Consider the following 17,049-nt stretch of genomic DNA (forward strand, 5'->3'; position numbering starts at 1 on the left):
CGCTGTGGCCGAAATGTGCTGAAATTTGCGCCATGAATCGAGAAGCCTTCCGTTCGACCAGTCGCTCTCCGTCGCCAACTTTCAGTCCGCTCTACCGGCAGATCAAGGATTTTCTGATCCGTAGCCTGGAGGCGGGTGAGTGGGGGCCGGGTGATGCCATTCCCAGTGAGGGCGAGCTTGCGACGCGCTTCAATGTCAGCCAGGGAACCGTGCGCAAGGCCATTGACGAAATGGCGGCAGAGAACCTGCTGGTGCGGCGTCAGGGTAAGGGGACGTTCGTCGCTACGCACAGTGACCCACGCTCTTTCTATCGCTTCCTGCGCCTGGTGCCTGATGATGGTTTGGTGGCGCATGCGGTCAGTGACCCGCGTCTTTGCTCGATTATCTCGGCTACGCCTGAGGTTGCAGCGGTGCTGCGTATTCCGGCTGGCGAGAAGGTGGTCTGTGTTGAGCGCTTGTTGCATTTCAATGGCGAGCCGGTAGTTCTCGATCAGATTTACCTGGTGGCCGAACTTTTTGAAGGTTTGTCGCTGGAGCGACTGCGCGGCGGAGAGCGTTCGCTGTACAGTCTTTTTGAAAGCGATTTCGGTGTGCGCATGATTCACGCCGAAGAGCACCTGCGGGCTGTTGCAGCAGATGCTTACAGTGCTGGTTTGCTGGGTGTGCAGGCGGGAGATCCGTTGCTTCTGGTGGAGCGTACTGCCTACACCTACGGCAATAAACCAGTGGAGTGGCGACGCGGTCTTTATTGCACGCGTTCGCATTATTACCGCAACGATCTGGGCTGATTGTCCGGCAGGGGAGTTGGCTCCAAAGTCGCCCAAGACGGCGACTTTCGGCCGATTTTGAATGTATAATTATGGTTCTTTTTGAACCACGTAAAAGCGGAAAACCGCACACTTTCGCGAGGGATGACGTTCATGGCAGAAATGAGCATCAAGAAACAACGTCCAAAAAATTTGGACTTGACTAGTATCAGGTTGCCCTTACCCGGCAAGGTATCGATTCTCCATCGCGTCAGCGGTGTCGGTCTGTTCCTGTTTCTCCCGGTAATGCTCTGGCTGTTTTCCGCCAGCCTGACTTCGGCAGAAACCTTTGCTGACTTCAAGGCGATTTTCGCCTCCTTGCCGGCCAAGGTGATTGTTGCGGGTCTGCTCTGGGCCTTTGTGCATCACTTCTGTGCAGGTATTCGTTTCCTGCTGCTTGATCTGCATGTCGGTATCGAGAAAGAGGCTGCGCGTCAGTCCGCAGCAGTGGTGTTTGCGGTCAGCATTCCGCTGACCCTGATCCTCTGGGGGGTTCTGCTGTGATTAACCGTATTGTTGTCGGTGCCCATTACGGTCTGAAAGACTGGATTGCCCAGCGTGCCACGGCGGTCATCATGGCTGTTTATTCGGTCCTGATTGCTGCTGTCCTGCTGGTTGTTCGTCCGGGTACTTTCGAGGCCTGGCAAGGTGTTTTCTCGAACGGTGTCATCAAGTTCCTGACCTTCCTGTTCTTTGTCAGCCTTTTTTACCACGCCTGGATTGGCGTGCGTGATATCTGGATGGATTACGTCAAGCCGACGGGCATTCGCCTGACCTTGCACGTTCTGACCATTGCTGCGCTGGTGGGTTACACGGCGTGGGCTGCTGCGATTCTCTGGAGGCTGTAAGCGTGAGTATTCCTGTTCTCAAGTTTGATGCGGTCATTGTCGGTGCCGGTGGCGCCGGTCTGCGTTCCGCAATCCAATTGTCCGAAGCCGGCCTGAAGACCGCTGTGCTTTCCAAGGTTTTTCCGACCCGCTCGCACACCGTTGCGGCGCAGGGCGGTGTTGCTGCGTCCCTCGGTAATTCCGAGGAAGATCACTGGACGTGGCACATGTACGATACCGTCAAGGGTTCCGACTGGCTCGGCGACCAGGACGCGATCGAATTCATGTGCAAGAAGGCCAACGAAGTCGTCGTTGAGCTCGAGCACTACGGCATGCCTTTTGACCGTACCGATGATGGCAAGATTTATCAGCGCCCGTTCGGTGGTCACATGTCCAACTTCGGCGAAAAGCCGGTGCGTCGTTCCTGTGCCGCTGCTGACCGTACCGGTCACGCCATGCTGCACGCGATGTATCAGCGCAACGTCAAGGCCAACACCCAGTTCTTCGTTGAGTGGATGGCGCTGGACCTGATCCGTGACGAAGAAGGTCACGTCCTCGGCGTCACCGCCATGGAAATGGAAACCGGCCAGATCGTGATTTTCCACGCTCGCGCCACGATTTTCGCGACCGGCGGTGCCGGCCGTATCTTCTATTCTTCGACCAATGCCTTCATCAATACCGGTGACGGTCTCGGTATGGCGGCGCGTGCCGGCATTCCGCTCGAAGACATGGAATTCTGGCAGTTCCACCCGACCGGCGTGGCCGGTGCCGGCGTGCTGATTACCGAAGGCGTGCGTGGCGAAGGCGGCATCCTGCGTAACTCCAGCAAGGAACGCTTCATGGAACGCTATGCGCCGAACGCCAAGGATCTGGCTTCGCGTGACGTGGTTTCGCGCGCCATGGCAACCGAAATCAAGGAAGGTCGCGGCTGTGGCGTCAATAAGGACTACGTCCTGCTCGACATCACCCACCTCGATCCCGCCACCATCATGAAGCGCCTGCCTGGTATCCACGAAATCGGCATTCAGTTTGCCGGTGTCGATTGCCTGAAAGAGCCGCTGCCGGTCGTGCCGACCTGTCACTACCAGATGGGCGGTATCCCGACCCATTACTCCGGTCGTGTCGTGATGCCCAAGGATGGCGACGTGAATTCGGTTGTGCCGGGCTTCTACGCCGGTGGTGAATGTGCTTGTGCCTCGGTGCACGGCGCAAACCGCCTCGGTACCAACTCGCTGCTCGACCTGCTGGTCTTCGGCAAGTCGGCTGGTGACTCCGCTGTCGAAGATCTCAAGGCTGGCCGCGCACATCGCGAACTGCCGAAGGATGTTGCCGACAAGACTCTGGCCCGCATCGCTGCTCTGGACAACCGCAAGGGTGGTGCCAACGTGCACGAAACCCGTCTGGCCATGCAGCGCACCATGCAGGATCACGCCGGTGTATTCCGTTTTGGCGACATGCTGAAGCAGGGCGTCGAAAAGATTCTTGAGGTCGAAAAGGCGGCTCGCCAGCTCGAAATCAAGGACAAGTCGATGGCCTGGAACACGGCTCGCACCGAAGCGCTCGAAATGGAAAACCTGATCGAAGTCGCCAAGGCCACGATGATTTCCGCCGAAGCCCGCAAGGAATCCCGCGGTGCCCACGTGCGCGACGATGCCCCGGATACGGCCGAGTTCCCGAATGGTCGTAACGACAAGGAATGGCTGAAGCACACGCTGTTCTCGCCGGTGGATAACTCGATCACGTACAAGCCGGTCAACATGCAACCCCTGACCGTCGAGGCCGTAGCGCTCAAGACGCGCTCGTACTAAAGGAGTCCAGAATGAGCAAACGCATGGTTCAATTCAGTATCTATCGCTACGATCCGGACAAGGACGACGCCCCGTACATGCAGGACATCTCGGTTGAACTCGAACCGACTGACCGCAAGCTGCTGGACGCGCTGACCAAGCTCAAGGCCAAGGACGACGCGATTTCCTATCGTCGTTCCTGCCGCGAGGGTGTGTGCGGTTCCGATGCGATGAACATCAACGGCAAGAACGGTCTGGCCTGTCTGACCGATATCGATAGCCTGAAGCAGCCGATCGTGCTGCGTCCGCTGCCGGGTCTGCCGGTCATCCGCGATCTGATCGTCGATATGACCCAGTTCTTCAAGCAGTATCACTCGATCAAGCCGTATCTGATCAACAACGATCCGCCGCCGGAACGCGAACGTCTGCAGTCGCCGGAAGATCGTGAAGAGCTGAATGGCCTTTACGAGTGCATCCTGTGTGCCTGCTGCTCCACGTCCTGCCCGTCGTTCTGGTGGAACCCGGACAAGTTCGTCGGCCCGGCCGGCCTGCTGGCTGCTTACCGTTTCATTGCGGATACGCGTGACCAGGCAACCAACGAGCGTCTCGACAATCTCGAAGACCCGTACCGCCTGTTCCGTTGCCACACCATCATGAACTGTGTTGACGTATGTCCGAAGGGTCTGAATCCGACCAAGGCCATCGGCAAGATCAAGGACATGATGGTTCGTCGCGCCGTCTGATGGAAAGAAAGGACTACGAACGCCTGCGTTGGCGCTGTATCCGTCGTGCGCTTCTCGAGCTCGATATTACGCTGACGCGTTTTCTCGATGATGGTCGCTTCGAAAAGCTTAACGACGAGGAACAGCAGGCGTTCGTGGAACTTGCCGATATGGAGGATTATGATGTCTGGGACTTGCTGACCGGCAAGGCAGAGATTGATGATCCTCGATTGGCGCACATCGTGGCGCTGCTTCGTAAGAGTTAAGTAAGGTTTGAAGATTAACTTGCTAATGTTTACCGCTTTTTTGGCAGTGCAGTGACAACTAACACCTGAACAGGGAAAAAAATCCATGACGACCGAACGCAAGGCAACTTTGACAATTGACGGACAGGCTCCCGTCGATTTCCCGATCATGTCCCCGACGCATGGCAACGACTGCGTCGATATTCGTACTTTGGGCGCCAAGACCGGCTTGTTCACCTACGACTCCGGTTTTCTTTCTACCGCCAGCTGCAAATCCAAGGTTACCTTCATCGATGGTGACAAGGGCGAACTGCTGTATCGCGGCTACCCGATCGAACAACTGGCTGAAAACTGCAACTTCCTCGAAGTCACCTATCTGCTGAAGAACGGCGAGCTGCCGAATGCCCAGCAGAAGGCTGATTTCGAAACCACCATCAAGAAGCACACGATGGTGCACGAGCAGTTGTCGAAGTTCTTCTCCGGTTTCCGTCGTGATGCTCACCCGATGGCTGTCATGACCGGTGTGGTTGGCGCGCTTTCCGCCTTCTACCACGACGCGATGGACTTTTCCGACGCCGAGCATCGCAATGTCAGTTTCAACCGTCTGGTTGCCAAGCTGCCGACCATCGTCGCGATGGCCTACAAGTACAACACCGGCATGCCGTTCATGTATCCGGACAACGAACTGGATTACACCGCCAACTTCATGCGCATGATGTTCGGCAATCCGTGCGAAAAGTACGTTCCGAACCCGGTGCTGGTCCGCGCGCTCGACGTCATCTTCACGCTGCACGCCGATCACGAACAGAATGCCTCCACCTCGACGGTGCGTCTGGCTGGTTCTTCCGGTGCCAATCCCTTCGCCTGTATCGCTGCCGGTATCGCCTGTCTGTGGGGCCCGGCACACGGTGGTGCGAACGAAGCCTGTCTGCAGATGCTGGAAGAAATCGGCGACGTTTCGCGCGTTCCCGAATTCATCGCCCGCGCCAAGGACAAGAACGATTCCTTCAAGCTCATGGGCTTCGGTCACCGTGTTTACAAGAACTTCGATCCGCGCGCCAAGCTGATGCGCAAGGTCTGCAACGAAGTTCTGACCGAACTGGGTCTCGAAAACGATCGCCTGTTCAAGCTGGCCATGGAACTGGAGCGTATTGCTCTGGAAGATCCGTACTTCGTCGAGAAGAAGCTTTATCCGAACGTCGACTTCTACTCGGGTATCGTTCAGAAGGCCATCGGCATTCCGACCGAAATGTTCACCTGCATCTTCGCGCTGGCCCGTACGGTTGGCTGGATGACGCAGTGGGAAGAAATGATCACCGATCCGGAATACAAGATCGGTCGTCCGCGTCAACTGTACATCGGTGCCGCTCGTCGCGACGTTGTGCCGCTTGCCCAACGCGGCTAAGCTGAAGAACGGGCGGCCGTGTGGCCGCCCTTTTTTTACCCGCCGGACCTGAATGTCCGGTGACCCGCAGCTACATAGAAAGACAATACCCTCAAGGGGACGCCTATGACTACGATGAATAACCTGTTCGACAGCACGATGTTCTTCGGCGGCAACGCGCCGTTCGTTGAAGAGCTGTACGAAAACTATCTCGATAATCCGACTGCCGTGCCGGCTGAATGGCGCGACTATTTCGACCGCCTGGCCCAGATGCCGGGCTTTGTTGCTCGTGACGTGGCGCACGCCCCGGTCATCGCTGCCTTCGCCGAACTGGGCAAGGACGGTGGTTTCCGTCAGGCTGCCCCGAGTGGCGGCGACAACAAGAAACAATCGGCGGTTGGCCAACTGGTTACGGCCTACCGTTCGATGGGCACGCGTTGGGCCGATCTCGATCCGCTCAAGCGTCTGGCTCGTCCGAAGATTGAAGAGCTGGAACTGGGCTTCTACGGCTTCACCGATGCCGACCTGAACCAGACTTTCAGCGTCGGCTCCCTGAAGGGGCTGCCGGAAACTGCCAAGCTCGGCGATATTCTCGAAACCCTGAAGCAGACCTACTGCGGCTCGGTCGGTGTCGAATACATGTACATGACCGAGTACACCGAGAAGCGCTGGTTGCAGGATCGACTGGAAACCATCCGTTCGCGTCCGACTTACAACGCCGATCAGAAAAAACGCATTCTGGAGCGGTTGACCGCTGCAGAAACCCTGGAACGCTACCTGCATACCAAATATGTCGGCCAGAAGCGTTTCTCGCTCGAAGGCGGCGAATCGCTGATCGTTGCCATGGACGAAGCCATCCGCACCGGCGGTAACTGCGGCATCGACGAAATCGTCATCGGCATGGCCCACCGCGGCCGTCTCAACGTGCTCGTCAACACGCTGGGCAAAGCACCGTCCATGCTGTTCTCCGAATTCGAAGGCAAGAAGAAGAGCGACCTGTCGGCTGGCGACGTCAAGTACCACATGGGCTTCTCTTCCGACGTCTCGACGTCGAATGGTCCGTGCCACCTGACCCTGGCTTTCAACCCGTCGCACCTTGAAATCGTCAACCCGGTGGTCGAAGGCTCGGTCTATGCCCGCCAGGTTCGCCGTGGCGAAGGCAGCAAGTCCAAGGTACTGCCGGTCATCATTCACGGCGACTCCGCCGTGGCCGGTCAGGGCGTCAACCAGGAAATGCTCAATTTCGCGCAGACCCGCGGCTACGGCACGGGCGGCACGCTGCATATCGTGGTGAACAACCAGATCGGTTTTACTACCAGCGACCCGCGCGATTACCGTTCCGGTCACTACTGTACCGACATCTTCAAGATGGCCGATGCGCCGATCTTCCACGTCAATGGTGACGATCCGGAAGCCGTTGCACTGGTCACCCAGCTCGCCGTCGAGTTCCGCCAGCAATTCAAGAAGGATGTCGTGATCGACGTCATCTGCTTCCGCAAGCTCGGTCACAACGAGCAGGACGAGCCGATGGTCACCCAGCCGCTGATGTACAAGAAGGTTGCCCAGCATCCGGGTACCCGCAAGGTCTACGGCGACAAGCTGATCGCCGAAGGCGTGCTGCCGGCTGATGGTCCGGACACGATGATCAAGGAGTACCGCGAGCATCTGGACAAGGGCGAGTTGCTGTACAACCCGGTTCTGGCTGGCTACAAGCACCCGAACATGATCGACTGGACGCCGTTCCTGACCAAGAACTACATCGAGACCTGCGATACGACGGTGCCGATGAAGGAACTGCAGCGCCTGTCGCAGCGCCTGACCACCTTCCCTGAAGGTTTCACGCTGCATTCGCGCGTCAAGAAGATTGCCGAAGATCGCGCCGCCATGGGCGAGGGCAAGCTGCCGGTCGACTGGGGTATGGCGGAGAATCTCGCCTACGCCTCAATGCTGGTTTCCGGCTACGGCGTGCGTATTTCCGGTGAAGACGTTGGTCGCGGTACCTTCTTCCACCGTCATGCTGCTTTCCACGACCAGAATCGTGAAAACTGGGATGAGGGCACCTATCACCCGCTGAAGAACCTGCAGGAAAAGCAGGCCGGCTTCCAGTGCTACGACTCGGTGCTGTCGGAAGAGGCCGTTCTGGCTTTCGATTACGGCTACGCCACCGCCAACCCGTACGAGCTGGTGGTCTGGGAAGGCCAGTTTGGCGACTTCGCCAACGGTGCCCAGGTCGTTATCGATCAGTTCATCTCTTCCGGTGAAGCCAAGTGGGGCCGCGCCTGCGGTCTGGTCATGCTGCTGCCGCACGGTTACGAAGGTCAGGGTCCGGAGCACTCCTCCGCCCGCCTCGAACGCTACATGCAGGCTTGTGCCGAAATGAACATGGAAGTCTGCGTGCCGTCCAACGCCGCCCAGGTTTTCCACATGCTGCGCCGTCAGGCGGTCCGCATGCAGCGCAAGCCGCTCGTGGTCATGACGCCGAAGTCGCTGCTGCGCCACAAGGATGCCGCTTCTTCCATGGAAGAACTGGCGAATGGCGAGTTCCAGCGCGTCATCGGTGAAGTCGACAAGCTCGATGCGAAGAAGGTCAAGCGCGTCATCCTGTGTTCGGGCAAGGTCTATTACGATCTGGTCGCTGCCCGTCGCGAGAAGAAGATCACCGATATCGCCATCGTGCGTATCGAACAGCTCTATCCTTTCCCGAAGGACTCGCTCGCCAAGGAACTGGCCAAGTATCCGAAGGCTACCGAGATCGTCTGGACGCAGGAAGAGCCGCGCAACCAGGGCGCCTGGTACTGGTTCGCCTCGCGTCATCATCTGGATACCGGTCTGGATTCCAAGCAGAAGTTGCTGCTGGTTGCCCGTCCGGCTTCGCCTTCGCCAGCCGTCGGTTATCTGGCCAAGCACAACGAGCAACAAAAGGCACTGATCGAGTCCGCACTGGGCAAAATCGAGTACTAATAACTAAAGCAGAGTGGAGTCATTATGAGCATTATTGAAGTCCAAGTTCCCCAGCTCTCCGAGTCGGTCGCCGAAGGCACGCTCGCATCCTGGAAAAAGAAAATCGGCGACGCCGTTGCCCGTGACGAAATCCTGATCGATATCGAAACCGACAAGGTCGTTCTCGAAGTGCCGTCACCGGGTGCCGGCGTGCTGGTCGAAATCGTCAAGGCCGACGGTGAAACCGTCGTCTCCGGCGAACTGATTGCCCGTATCGACACCGAAGCCAAGGCCGGCGCTGCTGCACCGGCTGCCGAGGCACCGAAGGCGGCTGCACCTGCTGCCGCTCCGGCTCCGGCCGCTGCTGCACCGGCCGCTGCTGCACCGGCTGGTACGGCCAGCCCGTCGGCCCGCAAGATCCTCGACGAAAAGGGCATCGCTGCCGCCGACGTCGCCGGGTCCGGCCGTGGTGGTCGCGTTACCAAGGAAGATGCGGTTGCCGCCGCGCCGAAGGCTGGTCCGGTTGCTGCCCCGGCCGCTGCCAAGGCAGCCCTGCCGACGCCGCCGGTTGCCGTCGCTCTCGGCGATCGTGCCGAACAGCGCGTGCCGATGTCGCGTTTGCGCGCCCGGATCGCTGAGCGCCTGCTGCAATCGCAGCAAACCAACGCCATCCTGACCACGTTCAACGAAGTGAACATGGGCCCGATGATGGCGCTGCGCAAGCAGTATGGCGAGAAGTTCGAAAAGGCCCACGGCGTTCGCCTCGGCTTCATGGGTTTCTTCGTCAAGGCTGCCTGTGCCGCCCTGCAGAAGTTCCCGGTCCTGAACGCTTCGGTTGACGGCAATGACATCGTCTATCACGGCTATATCGACATCGGTATCGCCGTCGGTTCGCCGCGCGGCCTGGTTGTGCCGATCATCCGCAATGCCGACCAGATGTCGATCGCCGATATCGAAAAGAAGATTGCCGAATTCGGTGCCAAGGCCAAGGATGGCAAGCTGACCATCGAAGACCTGACCGGCGGTACGTTCTCCATCTCCAACGGCGGCATCTTCGGTTCGATGATGTCCACCCCGATCATCAACCCGCCGCAATCCGCAATCCTCGGCATCCATGCCACCAAGGATCGCGCCATGGTTGAAAATGGTCAGGTCGTTGTGCGTCCGATGAACTATCTGGCCATGTCCTACGACCACCGCATCATCGACGGCCGCGAAGCCGTCCTTGGTCTGGTGACCATGAAGGAAGCGCTCGAAGATCCGTCGCGCCTGCTGCTCGGCGTCTAATCATTCTGCGCCGGCGCCAGTTCCCTGTCGGGGGACTGGCGCCTTTTGCACATCTGAGATTTGAAAGGATATTCATGTCCAAGCAATTTGACGTACTCGTCATCGGTGGTGGTCCCGGCGGCTATGTGGCCGCCATTCGTGCCGCCCAACTCGGTTTCAATACGGCTTGTGCCGAATCCAATGCCTATGCCGACCCCAAGGGCGAACCGCGCCTCGGCGGCACCTGCCTGAATGTGGGCTGCATCCCGTCCAAGGCCCTGCTGCGTTCTTCCGAACTGTTCGAAGAAGCTCATCACTCCTTCGCCATGCACGGCATTTCCGCCAAGGGCGTGGCGATTGACGTGCCGACCATGGTCGGCCGCAAAAACACCATCGTCACGCAGTTGACCGGTGGCATCAAGGGCCTGTTCAAGAAGAACAAGGTCACCAGCCTGAACGGCCACGGCAGCTTCGCCGGCAAGGAAGGCGACCTGTACAAGGTCAAGGTTGGCGAAGAAGAAGTGCTGGCCAAGCATGTCATCATCGCGACCGGTTCCAAGCCGCGTCACCTCGATGGCATTCCGGTCGACAACAAGGTCATCTGCGACAACGTCGGTGCCCTCGATTTCGATGCTGCCCCGAAGCGTCTCGGCGTCATCGGTGCTGGTGTCATCGGCCTCGAAATGGGTTCGGTCTGGCGTCGCCTCGGTACGGACGTCACCGTGCTCGAAGCCGCGCCGGACTTCATGCCGTTCGCTGACCAGGACATCGCCAAGGAAGCCCTCAAGCTGTTCACCAAGCAGGGTCTGAAGATCACCACCGGCATCAAGATCAACAAGGTCTCCGTCGCCAAGAAGGGCGTCACGGTCGACTACGAAGACAAGGATGGCGCCAAGAAGCTCGAGTGCGACAAGCTGATCGTTTCGGTCGGTCGCATCCCGAACACCGACGGTCTGAACGGTGAAGCCGTCGGCCTGAAGATCAATGATCGCGGTCAGATTGATGTCGACGGTCACTGCAAGACCAACCTGCCGAACGTCTGGGCGGTCGGCGACGTCGTGCGCGGCCCGATGCTGGCCCACAAGGCTTCCGAAGAAGGCGTCATGGTTGCCGAGCTGATCTCCGGTCAGTCCGGTCATTGCGACTTCAACACCATTCCGGGCGTCGTCTACACCCATCCGGAAATTGCCTGGGTTGGCAAGAACGAGCAGCAGCTCAAGGCTGAAGGCATTGCCTACAAGCCGGGCAAGGTGCCGTTCATGGCCAGCGGTCGTGCCCTGGGTCACGGTGATGCCAGCGGCTTCGTGAAGGTTCTGGCTGATGCCAAGACCGACCGTATCCTCGGCGTACACATCATCGGCAACAATGCTTCCGAGCTGATCGCCGAAGCCGTCGTCACCATGGAATTTGCCGGCGCATCCGAAGATCTGGGCCGCATCTGCCACGCTCACCCGACCCTGTCGGAAATCGTGCACGAAGCAGCCCTGGCCTGCGACAAGCGCTCGCTGCACTTCTAAGCGGCACTGGTTGCGCCAAAGGCGGGTTGCGGAAACGCACCCGCCTTTTTTATTTTGGCTAGAATAGCCTTCTACCCAACACTGATTCACAGAGATGCCACATAAAAAACTGAACGTCGCGGCCATGGGCATGCTCGACGCGTACAAGTCATTGCTCGATGCCCGTGGTTATTCCGCCGACGAAGCCCAGATGCGCGCGGCGACGGCCTTGCAGGAGCTGTACACTAACCTGCTGTCGTTCAAGGTCGGTCGTGGCAGCACCCTGAAGCGCCTGCTCAATCCGCCGAAGCCGCCCAAGGGCGTGTATTTCTGGGGCGGCGTCGGGCGCGGCAAGAGCTTCCTGATGGATTGCTTCTACGACTCGGTGCCTTACCGCCGCAAGAAGCGCATCCACTTCCACGCCTTCATGCAGCAGATCCATCGCGACCTGGAAAAATACAAGGGCGAGCCCGATCCGATGCTGCGCCTGGCCGAGCAGATTGCGCGCGAAGTGCGCCTGCTCTGTTTCGACGAATTCCACGTCTCCGACATTGCCGATGCGATGATTCTCGGCCGCCTGATGGACGGGCTGTTCGCCAATGGCGTGATCATCGTCATGACCTCGAACTACCCGCCGGAGAAGCTTTACCCGAACGGCCTGCACCGCGAGAGCTTCCTGCCGACCATCGCCCTGCTGCTCAAACATCTCGATGTCTTCGAGGTTGATGCCGGTGTCGATTACCGCCTGCGCGCCCTGGAGCAGGTCGAGATCTACCACCACCCGGTCGACGCCGCCGCCGAGAAGAAAATGCTCGACTACTTCCGCATGGTGGCGGGCGAGGAGGGCAAGAAGGGCGGCCATATCGAAGTGCTCGGGCGTCAGGTCGATACCATCCGGCGCGGGCATGGCGTGATCTGGTTCGATTTCCGTACCTTGTGCGGTGGACCGCGCTCGCAGAACGATTATCTGGAAATCGCCCGCGGCTACCACACGGTGCTGCTCTCGCACATTCCGAAAATGACTGCACACCAGGCTTCCGAAGCCCGCCGTTTCACCTGGCTGGTCGATGTCTTCTACGACCATCGCGTCAAGCTGATCGCTACCGCCGATTGTGAACCCGACGCCCTCTACACCGAAGGAACCCAGTCCAGCGAGTTCTTCCGTACGGTCAGCCGGCTGACCGAAATGCATTCGCGGGAGTATCTGACCCTGCCGCACCTGGTGAGCTGAAATCATGTTACAGCCAATGCAACCCGCCGACCTTGCCATTGACCTGCGGCAACTGGTCATCACCATCGCCCATACCGTCGATCTGGTCGGTGTGGACGATGTCCTGCACGGTCGCCGGGTCGGCATGCTGGCACGCGAACTGGCCATCTTCATGGGCTGGCCCGAAGCCGAGCAGCAACTGCTCTACGATGCTGGCCTGCTGCACGATTGCGGTGTTTCGTCGACGCGGGTGCATCACCGGCTGGTGGTCGATCTCGAATGGTCGGGTGCCGAAGAACACTGTGTCGCCGGCCAGGACCTGCTTGCCGATTTTGCGCCGCTGGCGCACCTGGCACCGATCATCCGATACCACCACAGCCGCTGGGAGTGGCTGGCGCAGCAAACGCAGCTTGGTGATACGGCGCGTTTTGCCAACCTGATCTACCTGGCCGACCGGGTTGATGTCCTGGCGGCGCCTTATCACGCCGACCAGACGGTGCTGTCGCATGCCGACGAGATCCGCTCGCGCCTCGCCGACCAGCGCGGCTGCCTGTTTTCGCCGGCCTTGGTCGAGGCATTCGAGAAGTTTTCCGAAGGCGAGGCCTTCTGGCTGGCGCTGCAGCCCGACTGGGTGCAGCAATACCAGCGCGAGATGGAAACGCACGGCACGCTGCAAGTAATCGATTGGGCGCAGTTCAAGCAGTGCGCCGAAATATTCGCCCGCATCATCGACGCCAAGTCGCCCTACACGCAGCGTCATTCACGCGGGGTTTCCCGCCTGGCACGCCATCTGGCCGAGCGTCTCGGGCTGGACACGGTGACCTGCGAGAAGATCGAGGTTGCCGGCTTGCTGCACGATATCGGCAAGCTGCAGATTCCCGACGAAATCATCGAAGGCCCGAACGCCCTGACGCCGCATGAGTTCGACATCATGAAGAGCCACAGCTACGCCACGCTGCAGGTCCTGAAGCGCCTGCCAGCGATCGAGGAGATCGCGCACTGGGCGGCCTTCCATCATGAAACACCGGATGGTCACGGCTATCCCTTCCACATCGGCGGCACATCCTTGCCGCTCGAAGCGCGCATCATCAACGTTGCCGACGTCTTCCAGGCGCTGGCGCAGGATCGGCCTTACCGCAAGCCGATGCAGCCAGCCGAGATCATGGCCGTGCTGCAGGAAAGGGCCGACCGCGGGCAGGCCGATCCCGGTATCGTCGCACTGGTGGCGGCCGATCTGGCTAATTGTCACCGCGTTGCCCTGTGCATGGATTGACCGGTCGACCGGCCGGAATGGAGCTTTTTCATGGCACGTGTTTTTCTGTTGCTGGTTCTCTTCTTCACTACGCCGCTCTGGGCGCAGCAGATGGAAATCATCCAGCTGCGCAGCAAGACGGTCGAGGAAGTTTTGCCGACCCTGTTGCCGCTGGTCGAGCCGGGTGGCACGCTGACCGGCATGAACGACCAGCTTTTCCTGCGCAGCTCGGCGCGAAACCGGGCCGATATCAAGCGCGTGCTGGCTGCCATCGATACGCCGACCCGGCGCCTGATCATCCGTGTCTCGCAGAATCGCCAGGGCGAAGACAGTGCGCGCGGTGTCGAGGCGAGCGGACAACTGGCGCTCGGTACGGGACGTCGCTCGCAGGCCGAGGCGCGGGTGTGGGACACGAAGAGCGTGCGCGGCGAGAGTGCGGCGCAGATGGTGCAAACCGTCGAGGGCGGGCGTGCCTTCATCCAGATCGGGCGCTCGCTGCCGATCCCGATGCGGCAGGTGATGGTCGGGCCGGGCGGGGCGCTAGTCAATGAAACGGTGGTCTATCGCGATGTCGGGCGCGGCTTCTATGCCGTGCCGCGTCTGAACGGTAAGCGCGTCAGCCTGGAAATCAGCCAGCAGGCCGACAGTACCGATGCCTACGGGCGCGGTGCGATCAATACGCAGCGTCTGTCGACGACGGTCAGCGGTCGACTCGGTGAATGGATCGAATTGGGTGGCGGCGGCAGCCAGGCTGCCGGCAACCAGGGTGGGGCGATGAGCCTGTCGACCAGCGAGGCGCGTGACAACCGTGCGGTCTGGCTGATGGTCGAGGAAGTCGAATAGGACCGGCCAGCGCCAATGAAAAAGGCCGCCCTCGAGGCGGCCTTCGTTTTACTGCCTGCCATGTTTCAGGCGGCGGCCTTGACGACTTGCGGCTTGGTAATGGGGAGTGGTCCCTTCTTGATCCAGCCGAACGGGGCGCCGAGCGAGAGCACGGTGCGCCCGAAGAAGTTATTCAGGAAGTTGGCGCCGGCGGCGTAGAAGCCGAGCAGGGAAATGCCCAGTTCCGACCAGGCGGCGAGCGGCCCGAAGACTTCGTGATTGATGCCGAGAATCGACAGCGCCAGCGACGGCAGCAGGATGTTGATCAATACCAGGATGGCGGCAAACACCTTGTTGGCTTCGAAAGCGGCGACCATGATGAACAGCGAGAAAATGAAATAGCCGATGCAGGCGAAAGCCAGTTGCTTCGGATCGGCCTTGTCGCCAACGGCACCCAGCCAGCCGAGGCTGATCGCCCAGTGCATGGCGACGGCAATCCAGAACAGGCCGTAGGCACCGAGCACGATAGCGCCGAAATAGTTGTTTTTCTTGAAGTCGACCGCCGAGGCCCAGATCTGGGCGATGGAGCCGAGGAACAGTGCCCACGGAATCAGGTAAACGACGCCGCTGGTCCAGCCCATCTTGGCCGAGGCGGCGACGAAGGTGACCATGGAAAGGCCGAACACGCCGAGGGCGGTCGGGTCGGACATGACGATTCTGGTTTCGTTGATTGGTTGCTGCATGGCTTCTCCCCTTCTTGGTTTAATGATTTTGTCAGTGCCGCATACAAGCGTTTGTCTGCAAGGGGGCCATTCTCTGCGCCGGATAAGCGCTTTCTTATGATCCAGATCAAGAGTTGGTGTGCTATTTCCGGTCGTATCTTGTCTTGGTAAATTGTTGTTTTGTTTAAATAAATTGTTTGATCAATGGTTAATTTCAGCCTTGCTTTCGGCATAAAAAAGCCCGGCGCTTGGCCGGGCTTGTCCTGAAGGTCTGGTTCGATCAGGCGGCGTTCAGCGCCTGATCCAGATCGGCGATCAGGTCGTCGATATGTTCGATGCCGACCGACAGGCGGATCATGTCTTCGGAAACGCCGGCCTTGGCCAGTTCTTCCGGCGACAGCTGGCGGTGCGTGGTCGAGGCCGGGTGGCAGGCCAGCGACTTGGCATCGCCGATATTGACCAGGCGGGTGAACAGTTGCAGTGCGTCCTGGAACTTGCCGCCACCGGCGAGGCCGCCCTTGACACCAAAGGTCAGGATGCCGGAAGCGCGGCCGCCCATGTACTTCTGGACCAGCGCGTGATCCTTGTGATCCGGCAGGCCGGCATAATTGACCCAATTGACCTTCGGGTGATTTTGCAGGAATTTGGCGACGGCCAGGGTGTTTTCGCAGATACGGTCCATGCGCAGGGCCAGGGTTTCGATGCCTTGCAGGATCAGGAAGGCATTGAACGGGCTGATCGCGGCGCCCATGTTGCGCAGCGGCACGACGCGGGCGCGGCCGATGTAGGCGGCGGCACCGAGCGCTTCGGTATAGACGACGCCGTGGTAGGAAACGTCCGGCTCGTTGAGGCGCTTGAACTTCTGCTTGTGTTCGGCCCACGGGAACTTGCCGCTATCGACGATGATGCCGCCGATCGAATTGCCATGGCCGCCGAGGTACTTGGTCAGCGCATGCACGACGATGTCGGCACCGTGCTCGAACGGGCGGCACAGGTAGGGCGAGGGCACCGTGTTGTCGACGATGACTGGCACGCCATGCTTGTGGGCGACTTCGGCGAGCTTTTCGAAATCGGTGACGTTGCCGAGCGGATTGCCGACCGATTCGCAGAACACGGCCTTGGTCTTGGCGTCGATCAGTTTTTCGAAGGCTTCCGGATCGCGGTAATCGGCGAAGCGGACTTCGATGCCGTATTGCGGCAGGGTGTGCGCAAACAGGTTGTAGGTGCCGCCGTACAGCGTGCTCGAGGTGACGATGTTGTCGCCGGCTTCGGCGATGGTCTGGATCGAGGCGGTAATGGCTGCCATGCCCGAGGCCATGGCCAGCGCGGCGATACCGCCTTCGAGTTCGGCGACGCGCTTTTCCAGGACGTCCTGGGTCGGATTCATGATGCGCGTGTAGATGTTGCCGGCGACCTTGAGGTCGAACAGGTCGGCGCCGTGCTGCGTGCTGTCGAAGGCGTAGGACGTCGTCTGGTAGATCGGCACGGCGACGGCCTTGGTGGTCGGATCCGGCGAGTAGCCGCCATGGACTGCGATGGTTTCGATTTTCATTGGTCTCTCTCCTCGGGA

Annotated in this window: 15 protein-coding genes; 13 read left to right on the forward strand and 2 right to left on the reverse strand. The window is 59.6% G+C overall.

All coding sequences use genetic code 11. The features are described 5' to 3' along the window. Positions 1-32 precede the first annotated feature (32 nt). From KIG99_RS17730 to KIG99_RS17790, 13 genes are all read left to right on the forward strand, one after another. Positions 33-788, forward strand: a complete 756-nt coding sequence (locus tag KIG99_RS17730; RefSeq protein ID WP_226461363.1) for a GntR family transcriptional regulator — start codon at positions 33-35, stop codon at positions 786-788. 132 nt (positions 789-920) lie between these two features. Next, complete coding sequence (sdhC, locus tag KIG99_RS17735) at positions 921-1,310, forward strand: succinate dehydrogenase, cytochrome b556 subunit (RefSeq protein ID WP_226461364.1); 390 nt, start codon at positions 921-923, stop codon at positions 1,308-1,310. Then, on the forward strand, positions 1,307-1,654 hold the full coding sequence (gene sdhD / locus KIG99_RS17740) for a succinate dehydrogenase, hydrophobic membrane anchor protein (protein WP_226443245.1): 348 nt from the start codon (positions 1,307-1,309) through the stop codon (positions 1,652-1,654). The genes sdhC and sdhD overlap by 4 nt, the downstream gene beginning before the upstream one ends. Before the next feature lie 2 nt (positions 1,655-1,656). Further along, positions 1,657-3,441 carry a succinate dehydrogenase flavoprotein subunit gene (sdhA, locus tag KIG99_RS17745; RefSeq protein WP_226461365.1) on the forward strand — a complete coding sequence of 595 codons (1,785 nt, stop codon included), beginning with the start codon at positions 1,657-1,659 and terminating at the stop codon, positions 3,439-3,441. A gap of 11 nt (positions 3,442-3,452) precedes the next feature. Continuing rightward, positions 3,453-4,163, forward strand: a complete 711-nt coding sequence (locus KIG99_RS17750) for a succinate dehydrogenase iron-sulfur subunit (protein WP_011288590.1) — start codon at positions 3,453-3,455, stop codon at positions 4,161-4,163. Next, complete coding sequence (locus tag KIG99_RS17755) at positions 4,163-4,408, forward strand: FAD assembly factor SdhE (RefSeq protein ID WP_226461366.1); 246 nt, start codon at positions 4,163-4,165, stop codon at positions 4,406-4,408. Before KIG99_RS17750 ends, KIG99_RS17755 begins: the two co-directional genes overlap by 1 nt. Before the next feature lie 85 nt (positions 4,409-4,493). Then, on the forward strand, positions 4,494-5,792 hold the full coding sequence (gltA, locus tag KIG99_RS17760; RefSeq protein ID WP_226461367.1) for a citrate synthase: 1,299 nt from the start codon (positions 4,494-4,496) through the stop codon (positions 5,790-5,792). 105 nt (positions 5,793-5,897) lie between these two features. After that, a complete protein-coding gene (locus KIG99_RS17765) occupies positions 5,898-8,732 on the forward strand; it encodes a 2-oxoglutarate dehydrogenase E1 component (RefSeq protein WP_226461368.1) in 2,835 nt (944 codons plus the stop codon). Between the two features lie 24 nt (positions 8,733-8,756). Continuing rightward, positions 8,757-9,998 carry a 2-oxoglutarate dehydrogenase complex dihydrolipoyllysine-residue succinyltransferase gene (gene odhB / locus KIG99_RS17770; RefSeq protein ID WP_226461369.1) on the forward strand — a complete coding sequence of 414 codons (1,242 nt, stop codon included), beginning with the start codon at positions 8,757-8,759 and terminating at the stop codon, positions 9,996-9,998. Between the two features lie 74 nt (positions 9,999-10,072). Further along, positions 10,073-11,494, forward strand: coding sequence for a dihydrolipoyl dehydrogenase (gene lpdA / locus KIG99_RS17775; protein ID WP_226461370.1), 1,422 nt, complete (start codon positions 10,073-10,075; stop codon positions 11,492-11,494). A gap of 94 nt (positions 11,495-11,588) precedes the next feature. After that, positions 11,589-12,704: a cell division protein ZapE gene (gene zapE / locus KIG99_RS17780; RefSeq protein WP_226461371.1), complete on the forward strand. Its 1,116-nt coding sequence runs from the start codon at positions 11,589-11,591 to the stop codon at positions 12,702-12,704. A 16-nt stretch (positions 12,705-12,720) separates the two neighbouring features. After that, a complete protein-coding gene (locus KIG99_RS17785; protein WP_226461372.1) occupies positions 12,721-13,956 on the forward strand; it encodes an HD domain-containing phosphohydrolase in 1,236 nt (411 codons plus the stop codon). A 30-nt stretch (positions 13,957-13,986) separates the two neighbouring features. Continuing rightward, entirely contained in the window at positions 13,987-14,778 is a 792-nt protein-coding gene (locus KIG99_RS17790) for a type II and III secretion system protein (RefSeq protein WP_226461373.1), read from the forward strand. Between the two features lie 65 nt (positions 14,779-14,843). On the opposite strand, the gene KIG99_RS17795 is transcribed toward KIG99_RS17790, so the two are convergent. Then, positions 14,844-15,500: an acetate uptake transporter gene (locus tag KIG99_RS17795; RefSeq protein WP_226461374.1), complete on the reverse strand. Its 657-nt coding sequence runs from the start codon at positions 15,498-15,500 to the stop codon at positions 14,844-14,846. A gap of 259 nt (positions 15,501-15,759) precedes the next feature. Beyond that, on the reverse strand, positions 15,760-17,031 hold the full coding sequence (locus KIG99_RS17800; protein WP_226461375.1) for a bifunctional O-acetylhomoserine aminocarboxypropyltransferase/cysteine synthase: 1,272 nt from the start codon (positions 17,029-17,031) through the stop codon (positions 15,760-15,762). Positions 17,032-17,049 lie beyond the last annotated feature (18 nt).

Source organism: Quatrionicoccus australiensis (assembly GCF_020510425.1).
Lineage (GTDB): Bacteria > Pseudomonadota > Gammaproteobacteria > Burkholderiales > Rhodocyclaceae > Azonexus > Azonexus australiensis_A.

What these genes read in the sequence shown, in the direction of transcription:
- KIG99_RS17730 (WP_226461363.1), top strand. Translation starts at nt 33, where the DNA reads ATGAATCGAGAAGCCTTCCGTTCGACCAGTCGCTCTCCGTCGCCAACT.
- sdhC (WP_226461364.1), top strand. Translation starts at nt 921, where the DNA reads ATGGCAGAAATGAGCATCAAGAAACAACGTCCAAAAAATTTGGACTTG.
- KIG99_RS17750 (WP_011288590.1), top strand. Translation starts at nt 3,453, where the DNA reads ATGAGCAAACGCATGGTTCAATTCAGTATCTATCGCTACGATCCGGAC.
- KIG99_RS17755 (WP_226461366.1), top strand. Translation starts at nt 4,163, where the DNA reads ATGGAAAGAAAGGACTACGAACGCCTGCGTTGGCGCTGTATCCGTCGT.
- gltA (WP_226461367.1), top strand. Translation starts at nt 4,494, where the DNA reads ATGACGACCGAACGCAAGGCAACTTTGACAATTGACGGACAGGCTCCC.
- KIG99_RS17765 (WP_226461368.1), top strand. Translation starts at nt 5,898, where the DNA reads ATGACTACGATGAATAACCTGTTCGACAGCACGATGTTCTTCGGCGGC.
- odhB (WP_226461369.1), top strand. Translation starts at nt 8,757, where the DNA reads ATGAGCATTATTGAAGTCCAAGTTCCCCAGCTCTCCGAGTCGGTCGCC.
- lpdA (WP_226461370.1), top strand. Translation starts at nt 10,073, where the DNA reads ATGTCCAAGCAATTTGACGTACTCGTCATCGGTGGTGGTCCCGGCGGC.
- zapE (WP_226461371.1), top strand. Translation starts at nt 11,589, where the DNA reads ATGCCACATAAAAAACTGAACGTCGCGGCCATGGGCATGCTCGACGCG.
- KIG99_RS17785 (WP_226461372.1), top strand. Translation starts at nt 12,721, where the DNA reads ATGCAACCCGCCGACCTTGCCATTGACCTGCGGCAACTGGTCATCACC.
- KIG99_RS17790 (WP_226461373.1), top strand. Translation starts at nt 13,987, where the DNA reads ATGGCACGTGTTTTTCTGTTGCTGGTTCTCTTCTTCACTACGCCGCTC.
- KIG99_RS17795 (WP_226461374.1), bottom strand. Translation starts at nt 15,500, where the DNA reads ATGCAGCAACCAATCAACGAAACCAGAATCGTCATGTCCGACCCGACC.
- KIG99_RS17800 (WP_226461375.1), bottom strand. Translation starts at nt 17,031, where the DNA reads ATGAAAATCGAAACCATCGCAGTCCATGGCGGCTACTCGCCGGATCCG.